This is a genomic window from Niastella vici (assembly GCF_002077945.1).
GTDB classification, from domain to species: Bacteria; Bacteroidota; Bacteroidia; order Chitinophagales; family Chitinophagaceae; genus Niastella; species Niastella vici.
On sequence record NZ_LVYD01000102.1, the window covers coordinates 389,047 to 401,997 of the forward strand.

General features: G+C 46.3%; 9 protein-coding genes. 6 read left to right on the top strand and 3 right to left on the bottom strand.

The annotated features are described in order from the left end of the window. Positions 1-125 precede the first annotated feature (125 nt). The 3 genes from A3860_RS36035 (at position 126) to A3860_RS36045 (ending at position 3,661) form a co-directional block, all read left to right on the top strand. Complete coding sequence (locus A3860_RS36035) at positions 126-1,217, top strand: glycoside hydrolase family 43 protein (RefSeq protein WP_081155445.1); 1,092 nt, start codon at positions 126-128, stop codon at positions 1,215-1,217. A gap of 146 nt (positions 1,218-1,363) precedes the next feature. After that, positions 1,364-2,341 carry a GlxA family transcriptional regulator gene (locus A3860_RS36040; protein ID WP_081155446.1) on the top strand — a complete coding sequence of 326 codons (978 nt, stop codon included), beginning with the start codon at positions 1,364-1,366 and terminating at the stop codon, positions 2,339-2,341. A gap of 297 nt (positions 2,342-2,638) precedes the next feature. Further along, positions 2,639-3,661 carry a pectate lyase family protein gene (locus tag A3860_RS36045; RefSeq protein ID WP_081155447.1) on the top strand — a complete coding sequence of 341 codons (1,023 nt, stop codon included), beginning with the start codon at positions 2,639-2,641 and terminating at the stop codon, positions 3,659-3,661. 195 nt (positions 3,662-3,856) lie between these two features. On the opposite strand, the gene A3860_RS36050 is transcribed toward A3860_RS36045, so the two are convergent. Continuing rightward, the gene (locus A3860_RS36050) at positions 3,857-5,317 is read right to left on the bottom strand and encodes an RICIN domain-containing protein (RefSeq protein WP_081155448.1); all 1,461 of its coding nucleotides are present in this window, start codon (positions 5,315-5,317) and stop codon (positions 3,857-3,859) included. 201 nt (positions 5,318-5,518) lie between these two features. Next, positions 5,519-6,106 carry a DUF6985 domain-containing protein gene (locus A3860_RS36055; RefSeq protein WP_143774430.1) on the bottom strand — a complete coding sequence of 196 codons (588 nt, stop codon included), beginning with the start codon at positions 6,104-6,106 and terminating at the stop codon, positions 5,519-5,521. A 174-nt stretch (positions 6,107-6,280) separates the two neighbouring features. On the opposite strand from A3860_RS36055, the gene A3860_RS36060 reads away from it, so the two are divergent. Both A3860_RS36060 and A3860_RS36065 read left to right on the top strand, forming a co-directional pair. Then, on the top strand, positions 6,281-7,228 hold the full coding sequence (locus A3860_RS36060) for a helix-turn-helix domain-containing protein (RefSeq protein ID WP_081155450.1): 948 nt from the start codon (positions 6,281-6,283) through the stop codon (positions 7,226-7,228). 61 nt (positions 7,229-7,289) lie between these two features. Then, positions 7,290-7,955: a hypothetical protein gene (locus A3860_RS36065; RefSeq protein WP_081155451.1), complete on the top strand. Its 666-nt coding sequence runs from the start codon at positions 7,290-7,292 to the stop codon at positions 7,953-7,955. 89 nt (positions 7,956-8,044) lie between these two features. Here the strand turns inward: A3860_RS36065 and A3860_RS36070 are convergent, their stop codons facing one another. Continuing rightward, entirely contained in the window at positions 8,045-10,324 is a 2,280-nt protein-coding gene (locus A3860_RS36070; protein WP_081155452.1) for a TonB-dependent receptor, read from the bottom strand. Positions 10,325-10,578: 254 nt separating this feature from the next. Here A3860_RS36070 and A3860_RS36075 point away from each other — a divergent pair. Further along, positions 10,579-12,951, top strand: a 2,373-nt coding sequence (locus A3860_RS36075; protein WP_081155453.1) for a WD40/YVTN/BNR-like repeat-containing protein, incomplete at its 3' end; no start/stop codon positions are given.

A 12,951-nucleotide genomic window follows, 5' to 3' on the forward strand; every position in this document is an offset into this window, starting at 1 on the left:
ATATGAAATGAGCAATAAAAATTTTCGAGTAACTTACTGTCAACAGCGATGAAAATTTTATTACGAATTCCATAGCCTGTCCCGAAAGCTTTCGGGATGGCCAAAAAGAAAATAAAAAATATCACATGAAACGAAATGTTATTTTATTGGCGACGGCCATAGCTGCCATCGGCAGTTGTAATGAAGCCGATACCAGCAAAACACCACCCACCAACGATTCAAGCCAGGTAAAAACCAGTACTGCCGATAACAAATATGTAAACCAGCCGCTGGTTACACATATTTATACAGCCGATCCATCGGCCCATGTTTTTAACGGGCGCATTTACGTTTATCCTTCGCACGATACTGCAACCGGTACGCCAGAGAACGACAATGGCGACCATTTTAACATGATGGATTACCATATCCTTTCCATGGATTCGGTTGGCGGTAAAGTAACCGATCATGGCGTGGCATTGCATATAAAAGATATTCCCTGGGCCGGCCGTCAGTTATGGGCGCCCGATGCGGCATTTGCCAATGGCACTTATTACCTGTATTTTCCGGTGAAAGATAAAAAAGACGTGTTCCATATAGGCGTTGCCACTTCCAAAACACCGGAAGGCCCGTTCAAGGCAGAAAAAGAACCGATCAAAGGCAGCTACAGCATCGACCCCTGTGTTTTTAAAGATGACAATGGTTCTTATTATATGTATTTCGGCGGCATCTGGGGCGGTCAGTTGCAAAGATGGAACAACAACAAATACGACAGTGCCGCACAATTGCGCAAACCAGCTGAGCTGGCCATTCTGCCACGGGTTGCCAAACTGAGCGCAGATATGAAAAGCTTTGCAGAACCGGTAAAGGAAATAAAGATCATTGACAGCACCGGAAAGCTGTATAAAGAAAAAGACAATGACAAACGTTTTTTCGAAGCATCGTGGATGCACAAATACAATGGCAAATACTATTTCTCGTATTCAACCGGCGATACCCATAATATAAATTACGCTATAGGCGATAGTCCGTACGGACCATTTACCTACAAAGGACTGTTACTGGCGCCTGTAGAAGGCTGGACCAACCACCATTCCATTATTGAAAAAGATGGCAAGTGGTATTTGTTCTATCACGATATTCAGCTATCGGGCAAAACACATTTACGCAATGTAAAGGTGACTGAGCTGAAATATAATGCTGACGGAAGTATACAAACCGTTCATTCACAGAAATAGAAGATCGTTGTTGAGATCCACACCATTAAAAAGGCGCTGTTAAAACGGCGCCTTTTTGCTTTTGCCGGTAAATTCAAATGTAAAATAGACGACTTGCAGGTTGATCTGGACAAACTAATACTGTAACTTTAGGCAAAATTGAAAGCATGATGCAGGTGATCATCGTTGTTCCGAATGAATACGTAAACCTGAGCAGCGTAGCAGGTTCCTATGAGATCCTTACCCGGGCCAATGCCTACTGGCAAAGGATCGGCAACAGATCGAAGATGGAAGTGCAGGTAGCAGGGTTTGAACCGGAGCTCAACCTCGACGCCGGACTTTTTTCGATCCATCCTGCACCGCTTGGTCAAATAAAAAAAGCCGATCTCGTGCTCATCCCTTCCCTGGCCAATACCGGGTTCGACAGCATACTGGCCAAAAACAAACCACTTATTGACTGGATCAGCGATCAATACAGGAACGGTGCTGAAATTGCGAGCATTTGTTCAGGCGCTTTTTTAATAGCCGCAACCGGCCTGCTCGAAGGCAAAACCTGTTCAACCCATTGGAGCGTTGCCAGCGATTTCAAACGGTTATTTCCCAATATTGAACTGCATATCGACAAACTGATCTCATCTGAACCGGGCATTTATACCAATGGGGGCGCCTTCTCCTTTTTAAACCTGGTGCTGTTCCTGGTTGAAAAATATTTTGACCGCGCAACGGCTATTTACTGTTCCAAAATATTTCAGATAGATATTGAAAGGTCATCGCAATCGCCATTCCTGATCTTTCAGATCCAGAAAAATCATGGCGACGACCTCATTAACCAGGCGCAAACCTTTATTGAACAAAATCTGGGTGAAAAGGTCTCGTTTGAAGAGCTGGCTTCCAAACTGGCCATCAGCAGACGTAATTTCGACCGGCGCTTTATAAAAGCCACCGGCAATACGCCTGTTGAATATTTACAACGGGTAAAAGTAGAAGCCGCCAAAAGAGCGTTGGAAGGTGGCCGCAAAACAGTTTTTGAGGTCATGAATGATGTAGGCTATTCAGACGATAAAGCATTCCGCGAAGTATTTAAAAAGATCACCGGTTTATCGCCCCTCGATTATAAAGCAAAATATTCCACACAGCTTAATTAAGTCCGGGAACGTTTGCGTAAATAAAAAGACTACCTCTATCACGCAAACGAAAAAACGAAAGTATATTTATATACCCGGAAATTACCACTAAAATACCTCATACGTAAGCAGCTATTCTAAAAGGATACCTGACTACGTTAGTATTTCTACCATGCTCCGCCTGAAAGTAAGTTCAACACATTCATTTGTGCCATTACATTTTGTTTTTGACTCCTGCCCTATACAATACGGGTCTTTTATTGATGTTTAGAGCGCTCTGACATAAACGATTACATTCACTTTAAAACAAATGCCATCATGAAAAAAACAATCATGCCTTCCCGCGCATTAATTGTATGCGCCAAACTTTCTATTAGTTTATTGCTTACACACTGTAACAAGCACGACACACTAAGCGATCCATCCAGCAACGGTGATGGAGAAAGAATTGCCACCACTGAATTCACCGTAGCAACCGCAAACGGTTTTGCGGCCGGCACCACCGGCGGCGCTGGCGGTACCGCCACCACCGTTACTACAGCGGCGGCCTTCAAGTCAGCTGCAGAATCCAGTTCCTCCATGGTCATTACGGTTTCGGGTAATCTCAATTTAGGTTCCGGCCAAATCAATGTGAAGTCGAACAAAACCATTATTGGCGCCAATTCAAGCGCAGGTGTTATCGGTTGTTTGCGGCTTTCAGGCGTAAGCAATGTAATTATTCAAAACCTTACTATCACCAATCCTTCAGGTGTGGGTACCGGTGATGGTATTGAGGTTTCGGGAAGCACCAAAGTGTTTATTCACAAATGTACGTTCACCGATTGTGCAGATGGGGAATGTGATATTGTTCGGGCTGCCGACAATGTAACTGTATCCTGGTGCCGTTTCAGGTATGCCAGCCAAAGCTCGCATAAATTTGTAAACCTCATCGGGAATGGGGATGATGTAACTACCGATCGCGGTAAGTTACATGTAACCATGCACCATAACTGGTACGATGCCGGTTGTGTGGAAAGAATGCCACGCGTTCGTTTTGGCCAGGTGCATTGCTACAATAATTATTATGCAGCATCGGGCAGCAATTATTGCGTTGGTGTTGGTAATGAAAGCCAGATCAAAGTTGAGAACTGTTATTTCCTGAACCAAAGCCAGGCCTGGGCCAATTACAGCTCAAGCAGTGCACAGGGTAAAATAAACTGGAATAGCGGTAATGTATTTTCCGGCACCAGTGTACCCACCTGGGCGCCCAATTCATCGGTATTTACGCCCTCCTATTCCTACTCGCTTACTGCAGGCAGCAGTGTACCTAGTAGTGTAAGTGGTGGTGCGGGAAATAGATAGCAGGATGAAGGTTAACATGTGTAACCTTTGAGCACGTAAAGGCTGAAGTAGGAAGCAGGAAGAGATTGCTGATTTTTAGATTTTGAGATTTTGGGATTTGTACCAGATTGAATTTTCCGATAAATCTCTAAATCCCGAAATCTCTAAATCTCTAAATTTCTTTCTTCCTACTTCCCTACTTTTTATATAGAACAATTATAACTGCACAATCTGCCATTGCTGATTTCTGCCGCCATTATACGGCCATTGGATCACCGATGCGCCGTTGGTGGTAGAGGCGCTATTTACGTCAAGCGACTGGCCGCTGTTGCGGTTGGTTATCTGGAAATAGCCAAAGCCCTGATCAACGATGCGCCATTGCTGGTTGTTACCACCGCTATAATCCCATTGAATAATACCGGTGCCGGCGGTAGTAGAACTGCCGTTCACATCCAATGCTTTATTGCTGTTGCGGTTGATGATGCTGAAATAGCCATTGCCCAGGCTGGTGATCTTCCATTGCTGGTTGTTACCACCCCAGTAATCCCATTGTATAATGGTGCCACCATTGGCCGTGGAAGAACCGTTTACATCCAGTGCCTTATTGCTGTTGCGGCAAACGATGCTGTACCAGGCCGAGCTGTTAAAGCTTCCCAACGGAAAACTTATCGAAGCGCTGCCCCAGGCATATTGCAAACGCGACAGACCCGATGCATTGTTGGTGGTCATGCTGCTGCCGTTCCACGTTGTCAGGCTATAGCTATCGCCATCACGTAAGCCCGGCCAGTAAATACATCCCATATTGCGGGCCAGTATGCCTTCGGTCATTCCCTGGAAGTAGGCAATCTCGCGATCGCTGCCCGGTGCACCGAGATAATTCTTACCGGTGGTCATGGGAATACCAAATTCAGTTACAATGGTGCGGTCGGGATAAGCGATAGATTGAATGGCCGCCACCCAGTCGCCGGTTGTTGTTTTATTATTATCGAACCAGGTATAATTATGGTACGATAGCAAACAGCTGCTCAACCGGCTGTCGGCGCCCACCACATTTACATTTTGCGCATAGCCCTGTCCATCAAGGATAATGCGGCCACGCGGCACCGAAGGGTAATTACTCAACCAGGTCGCATACAGGTTGTTGAGATCGGTGGAGCTGTACCCATGCGGTTCGTTCATGGGTTCAAAATACACGTGACTGTTGCTGCCATACTTGTTTACAATGGTTTGCCACATGCTGTAGAACTGGGAGGTATTATCAACCAACCCGTCCTGTGAGCTGCTGCCTTCCCAATAGGCCAGCACCACGTTCATGCCCCGGCTGGCCGCCAGGTCGATGGCGCCGGTATAGGCGTTCCACCAGCTTTGCGATACCGTGGCTGGGTTCACCGGCATGCGCACTGTATTGGCGCCCCGGTTTTGAAAACCGGTAAGAATATTACCCGATTTTGTTTGAACAGTAGCATAGCTGTCAGAGGAAGACAGGCCGCTGATGACCACCAGTCCGTCTTTGAAATTATCTGCCGGGTCGGCCCAGTTCACACCTTTGAAATTGTTGGTGGCGTTTACCGTTACAGTAGTGGTGTTTGGATCTGCCTGCGTTTCATTCAGTGCTGTTTGCTTTTTGGAGCAGGCTGCCAATAAGAAAATAAGCAAACAGGGAAACAGTTTTTGCATTGCAATCGTTTTTAGATGAGGTTTAATGAAAGTGCTTTTAAAATTAGCACCCGGCACTACCCGGCAGAGGGGATAAATTCCTAAAAGAAGGGGGGCAAATTGGACTGGGATGGGTGGGATATGAGGATGGATGGGCGGTTTATTCCGTTTGGGACGTTTTATGTAGAATATAAAATATTGAGGCGAACGGGGAGTTAAATTTTATTCCCGGTTCAAATCCCTTTTTGCCACCCACGACATGAAAGAGATATCAGCTCCTCCCACTTCAATTATTCTATCCTTATGAGTCATGAAGCCTAGTCCATGTTCGTCATCCCATGTACAACCAAACTGGTAACCAACATAGGCAGTGTCATCTTTACTTATATTTAAAATGTGAATGGTGGAAAGCCCAATCAGGTTTGTGAATTGAGACACATTATCGACTTCAGGCATCAATTCATCATCTTCGGCATATCCGTAATGCTCCTGTATATTTTTGTATTCCTTAAGTAGCCCCTGAAGGAGGGCTGCTTTTATTTTCTCCTGATGCTGCGTTAAATAGTTATATGCATTTACATGATCCCCCGTTACTTTCGGGTCATCATCCCCCATATCGGCGCCAATGTTAAGTTTCACCGTCCCGTCTGATTCCTGATTACCATCGTTAGAACCATAGTCACCCTGCCTGCTTTGAAAACCCTTCCACGATTCCAAAACGACAAATCCTTCAATTGTTAAAAACTCGTAATTGCCCGACTCATACTTTTTCAATGAAAGATTGGGGATCTTGTCAGCGGGATTTTCCATTTGCATATTTAATTTGATTTTATAGAATATTTGAATTCGGCTTTTTATTTCAATTGACTGTTCCTGATCAACAGCAAAATACGAATTCCATTGGTTTATGGTCTTACTATTCTGTTATGTTTGGGGGCAAATAACGATAAACGCAGATCATAAAATACTCCGTACCTTACATAAATGATTTTCCATGAATTTCCCGATCTTGGCTGGCTGAAAAGCCAGATAGCCCAGGGCTTTGGCAACCGGTTGGGATGGGGCAATCTTCAACTTGATAGCGAAGGTTTTCCCAGTGTCATCATTCATACGAAGGTCAATGAATGTTACCGGCCTGATATCAAAGGACCATTTTCATTCTTTCTGAATATAAAAGGAAATAGCCTCTGCAGTGTTGACCGCAATACTACCCGCATTGACGAGGACAATTATTTTGTAAGCAATCGCTCCCAGTTGTATACCCTGCAGGTTGAAGAAGATTCCCATGCTACCGAAACTTTCAACATCCATTTCGGGGAATTCTTCAGCGAATCTGTTCTTAATTCCCTGGTAACGCCAGCACACAGAATTCTGGACGCGGGTGCCGGAAAACAATTGTCGCCGGTTTCGTTCTTTAACCAGTTACACCGTCGCGATGCAACCTTCAATGCCCTGATACGGTCGATACTTATTTCACAAAAAGAAGGATTTAATAAACTCCGGTTCGAAGAACAGCTCACAGCCCTGTTAACCTATCATTTGCAGCAACACCATCACATTGCTGAAATGGTAAATAACCTGCCACCGGTGAAAAAGACCACCCGGGTAGAACTCTACAAACGCCTTTCCCGCGCCATGGATGTACTTCGTTCCGGTTTTTGCGGCGAAATAAGCCTTGACCAGCTTGCAGCGGAAGCCTGTTTGAGCAAATATCATTTCTTACGATTGTTCAGGACAGCGTATGGCCTGTCGCCTTATCAATATATGCAGCAGCTGCGCATCGAAAAAGCCAGGACTTTACTCGCTGACTCCGGCAAACCTGTAGCTGACATTGCCATGTTGTTGGGGTTCGATAATAGCCAGTCATTCAGCCGGTTGTTTTTCCAGAAGATGGGCCTCTACCCCACTCAATACAGGCTGCAGACAAAATAGCAATTTTGGTTATGGGGTAATTCACCGCACTTTGGAACTTTGTATCCTCAATCTTTCAATTATGTCCAGATCTGTTTTTCGCACCACCGCCCTCCTGCTCACCGGCTGGATCATACTGCTCGGCATCCTGTCGAGCCGTGGTTTCTTCAGCGATTTTACGCGCCTGCCACCCCGGCTGATCATCGCCCTGCTGGTACCATTACCCGCGGTGCTGCTCTTTACGCGCTCAAAGGCGGGCAAACAGTTGTTGCAGCATATTCAACCCCAATGGTTGCTCTACCTGCAATCATTTCGCATCCTGGTTGAAGTGGCATTATGGATGCTCGTGCGCAATGGAGCGCTGCCGGTGCAAATGAGTTTTGAAGGCCGCAATTTCGATGTGCTCAGTGGCCTGCTTGCCATCCCTGTAGGCTACTATTGTTTTGTAAAGAAGAGCTGGCCACCGGTTATAGTGCTGTTATACAATATTGCCGGTCTTGCGCTGCTCCTGAATATTGTCACTATTTCCTCCTTGTCACTGCCTACTCCCCTACGTGCTTTTCATAACCAGCCCGATAGTTCGCTGGTGACAACATTTCCTTTTATTTATCTGCCCGGTGTGCTCGTGCCGTTGGCCTATACGCTTCATATCTTTTCGCTCAGGCAATGGAGTTTGGTTCGCGGTTCTGCCACAAACCCAGTGAAAAAAAGGGACGTTCTAAACAACCGTTCGGAACGTTTTACTTAAATGATAAACTATTGCGGCAGCTTTGTGCCAGCCAGCACAAAAAAACCTCTCCGAAGAGAGGTTTGCGCACCTTGTTCCAATATTTGCAATTACCTGAAATTATATTTTAGATTTAATCCGCCAAACAGCACCGGCTTCAGCGGCGCCGGGATATAGGCATCGGGTAGCTGATTTACAAAGATCATTAACGGGTATTGCACTTTCCCGATATTGTTCAACCCCAACGAGGCATCTACCTCAAATCGCCGGGCAATGTTTTGGTGAAAACCCATTTTACCATTAAGCAGGTTGTATGAAGAACTCTTGTTTACGCCATCCGATGTAATAAAAACATCGCTTCTGTAAGAATAGCTCATACTTACATACAGGCCGGGCTTTGTGGTAACGTCTATTCCAACATTTGTGGAGATCTTTGGCACGCCGGCCACTGTTTTCCCACTATAATCTGCTGTGCTGATATTATTCGTGGTACTGCCTGTTTGAAATATAAAATTATTGCCATAATTAAAATCCGACCAGGTGAGGTTAGCAAAAGGGGCCACACCGGTCAACAAGCCATGACCATCTTTCACTACAAACCATTTTAACCAGGTTTCCATTCCGTTATGCACCTGGTCTCCACCATTCACTACGTAACTATAGGCTGTTGTGGTGTTATTCAGTTGCATGGCAACAGTCGTCATCTTATTGCCGAATTTCGTATGGAACAGGGAGAGCTGATAAGCCAGCCTGTTTTTAAACAAAGCGCCTTTTGTTCCTATTTCAAACTGATCCCCTACCTCCGGTTTCAGTGCACTGTTTATTCTGCCCGTTGCCGGGGTAGCCGGTGAGGTTACAACCGGTGTGGTGATAAAAAAGTAAGCGCTTGCCGGCGCCTTATATCCCCTGCTGTAGGCAGCATACACAGACAAAGCCTCATTAAATACTTTATTGATGGCAATGTGTGGCGATACCATTTGCTTATACGATGTATCGTAGTGCGAAGGCCTGGCAGCCGTTTCGGGGTTGAAACGATCATCCAACGAAATTCGCTGGCGGCTAAGGCCCACGCCTGCAGTCAAAGAAAACTGGTATGGCAAAGCCAGTGTCCATTCTGTAAATAAATTGGAAGTACCCGTTACCGTGAACATGTTCGATGTAGTGGCGTTAACCACCCAGTAAGGTTTTCCCATAATCCACGGGGTGGTGGTAGTATCGCCGGGGTTTTGTTTCATACTGTAGCCAACGGTCTGCGCCACCTGGCCCTGCATTTCAATACCGGCGATGCCGCTTAATGTAATGGCATCATTCAACAGCACTTTTGCACCGAATGAAGAACGAAAACCATAATTCAGCGCTGTCTTGTCCGTCCACCCGCCGGCAGAGCTGGCATCGCTTCTGTACCCCGAGCCAAATACAGCTGTGGTATTGTATAATTTTTCATTGAAATTAATTGTATGCGCCATTCCGCCCCTGAAGCTGTTAATATGGCTATGCCCATTTCTTTTTATGTATTCAATATTGCCTGAATAATCTTTGGCTGCATATTGATCGAGGGTGAGTTCGCCGAGGCGTTCGTCATAACTGTTGGTATAGCTGAAAAAAGTGCTTAACTCCTGTAGGGGATTCAGGTCAAAGGCAGTAAGCAGGTTTACGAAATCTTTATTTGAGTTGTTATGTATGGAAAAGCCAGCTGATCTTTGTTTGGCGTAGCTCAATGACAGGGCTGCCCGGTCGGTTGCCGTTTGCAAGCGGGTCGTGTACCGCTGAAGGCCATAATTGCCCAGCATAACATCCTGCTGCATAGTTGTTCTCCCTTTTTCGGGTTGTATCATTTTCATATTTACTACACCGGCAATCGCCTGTCCGTACAAGGTGCCCGCAGGTCCTTTAATGATCTCTACATTGCCTAATGAACCATAATCTATATCATCAAGCAGGGTAATGCCTTCTGCGTCGGTTACCGGAATGCCATTGAGATACACTTTGTAACCCTGCCCGTCGAAATTGCTGCTGATGCCGCGCGCGCCGCGCGTGCCATTCCCATAGCCGCGAATATTAAATTGCTGCCCGCCCGATACACTTCTGCGTTGCATGGATACACCGGGCACATTGCTATTAATGGCGTCATCGAGAAAAATGCCCTGCCCACGTTTTAACTCTGTTGTTTTCAGAGTGGCGATGGATGCAGGTTGGTACAGCAAAGATTTGTTCTGGCCCGCTGTGGCTGTTACCTCCACCTCATCGAGCAGCCTGACAGATGCTGCGGCTACCTGCTTGTTGACCGGTGTATCAACGACCTTTCCTTTTATTATGGTTGGGTTGTTGGTTTGACTGTAACACAAATGACCTGTAATAAATAACAGCAAGTACAAAAATGGTTTCTTCATAAATATTAGTATAGAGATAAATTTCGAAAGCCGCAAAGACACGATTTTTTTTATTCCAGCCGGATCGTAATAGTTGGATAAAAGCTGGACATGGCATTCGGCGCCACCTGGGGCAATGAGACGCTGAATATTCCTGATTTTACCTGTAGTAATAGTTGTATGGTAGAAATTAAACTATATGTAAAAAATATTTATTTGATTTTACTTTGCCCGCTTAAAACCAGTTCCAAACTAATTTCATTTTTACCCAACCCATGAGAAAATCAATTATTGGTACCCTATTGCTTTTATTGACAGCAACCGGTACCCTGTATGCACAAACAGGGACGGGCAGTAGAAGAAGCGCCATTTTCAACCTTCCGCCTTCTGTGCCTGTTCCCTGTTGGGTCACACTTTGTGATTGGGAGCATCCCAACATTCATAAAATTGATTCCACCATTGAAGCATGCGAAAAAAACGAGGTTCATGCAAAAACAGGGGAAGAAGAAGAGAACGATGAAGAACCCTATCGCGTGGCTTATACCCGGTGGCGAAAGAAAATAGCGCCTTTCATCCGGGCAAACGGCGCTGTAGTGGAAGAACCAGGTTATTACAACCGGTTACTCGGCGCCGCTATCAATGCGCAGGGGAACAAAAATGCCAGGGTAGCTGCAACAACAGCGAACGGCAACTGGGCGATACTGGGTCCCATTGAAACTTATGATGCAAGCAAAAACAAAGATCCCCACCAGGCTAATATTTATACCCTGGCTATTGCCCCTTCCAATCCTGCCATAATATACGCGGGAGCCGAAACAGGCGCCATCTACCGGTCAACAGATAAAGGCCTTCATTGGGCAAGCATCAGTGATAATTTGCCGCCATTTACTGCTACTTCCATCGCGGTCGATCCCGCCAATGCCAATACTGTTTATGCCATTTCGTATGACGGGCAGCTTATTAAATCTATCAATGCCGGGGCTTCCTGGACGTTCCTTACCGCTTACCAGGGCGGCACATCCGAAAAGATCACCATCAACAAAACTACCGGCGCCATTTTAGTGGCCGGCCAAACAGGGGTGTTTTTCAGTAATAACGGCGGTTCCTCGTGGCAACCGGCCAACGGCATCAGTGCAGACCGGGTGTATGATGTGGAGATCAACGCCCTTAACCCAAACATAGTATATGCGGTAAGCGCCCAGCCGAATGGTACCAATTCGCTCACTATTTTCCGGTCTGTGAACGGGGGCGTCAGCTTTACCGCTGTTAACTCCGCAGCGTTGAATAATATTCATTGCCATGGAGCCAGGTTTGGCGTTACCCCGGCTAACGGCAATACGGTCTATTGCATCAATCTCGATGATGACCTTCCTGAACTGTTCAAAAGCACCGATGGAGGAATAAGCTGGAACATTACCGCAACCGGCAAATCAACCGCCCTTGATATGGACAACAACCAGGGTTTCTACGACCTCGATATCATGGTTTCCCCTAACAACGAGAACCAGTTGATAACGGGCTCCTACTATGCGTTAAAGTCTGTTGATGGCGGTTTCAACTTTACCAGGTTAAGCGACATACCTTTTCGCCTGCATGCCGATATCCAATGCATGCGGAGCAACGGTAACGATGCCTGGATCACCACTGACGGCGGCGTTAATTATTCAACCGATTTTTTTACCAGTGTCAGCAACTGGTCGGTGCGCAATAACGGACTCACCAGTTCCGAGTTCTGGGGTTTTGGGCAGGGATGGGACCAGGATATTGTAGTAGGAGGCCGCTATCATAACGGCGATGTTGCCCTGTTTGAAAACTATGGCGCAGGCAATTCTTTGTACATGGGCGGGGCGGAAGCGGCTACCGGGCATGTTTTTCATGGCCAGAAAAACATGGTAGGCTTCAATGACGAGGGAACCAAACAAATGCCATCCTCCCTTCCGGGAAGCATGATCTATGCCGAATATGCTAATACCTTATGGCCGCAGGATGACTGGTATGGCACCCTTTCAAGCAAACTGATGATCGATCCGCGCTACAGCAATACCTTCTATGTAGGCAGGGATAATATTCTGTGGAAATCAATTAACCGGGGCGTTTCATACAGTGCGTTGCACGACTTTGGCGGCAGGGTGTGGCGGTTTGATATTGCCCGAAGCAATTCAAATGTCATGTACCTGTGTGCGGAGAACGGCGTGTATAAAACGACTGATGGCGGCGCCTCGTGGACAACCTTATCGCTTCCATCGGGTGTAACATATAGTTTTTACAATGCCGATATTGCTGTTGACCAGTTAAATGAGAATACGGTCTTTTTATGCATGGCCCAGGGCGACGCTGGCAACAAAGTCTTCAAATCCATCAATGGCGGTGCAGACTGGACCAATTATACCGGTAGCCTTACCAACGCGCCCATTGCCTTTATAACGCCCCAGGCAGGCACCAACGGCGGGGTTTACGCGTTTTCCAATAATGCGCCGGCAAAAGTCTATTACCGGGATAATACGATGGCTGACTGGGTTGACTACAGCAACGGGTTGCCGCTGAATTTTGCCTGCAACCAGGGCGGAATTATTTTTTACCGCGATAGCAAGTTGCGCATTGCAGGCAACAGGGGCGTATGGGAATCGCCGTTATTCGGCGCCGGAACG

What these genes read in the sequence shown, in the direction of transcription:
- A3860_RS36035 (WP_081155445.1), top strand. Translation starts at nt 126, where the DNA reads ATGAAACGAAATGTTATTTTATTGGCGACGGCCATAGCTGCCATCGGC.
- A3860_RS36040 (WP_081155446.1), top strand. Translation starts at nt 1,364, where the DNA reads ATGATGCAGGTGATCATCGTTGTTCCGAATGAATACGTAAACCTGAGC.
- A3860_RS36045 (WP_081155447.1), top strand. Translation starts at nt 2,639, where the DNA reads ATGAAAAAAACAATCATGCCTTCCCGCGCATTAATTGTATGCGCCAAA.
- A3860_RS36050 (WP_081155448.1), bottom strand. Translation starts at nt 5,317, where the DNA reads ATGCAAAAACTGTTTCCCTGTTTGCTTATTTTCTTATTGGCAGCCTGC.
- A3860_RS36055 (WP_143774430.1), bottom strand. Translation starts at nt 6,106, where the DNA reads ATGGAAAATCCCGCTGACAAGATCCCCAATCTTTCATTGAAAAAGTAT.
- A3860_RS36060 (WP_081155450.1), top strand. Translation starts at nt 6,281, where the DNA reads ATGATTTTCCATGAATTTCCCGATCTTGGCTGGCTGAAAAGCCAGATA.
- A3860_RS36065 (WP_081155451.1), top strand. Translation starts at nt 7,290, where the DNA reads ATGTCCAGATCTGTTTTTCGCACCACCGCCCTCCTGCTCACCGGCTGG.
- A3860_RS36070 (WP_081155452.1), bottom strand. Translation starts at nt 10,324, where the DNA reads ATGAAGAAACCATTTTTGTACTTGCTGTTATTTATTACAGGTCATTTG.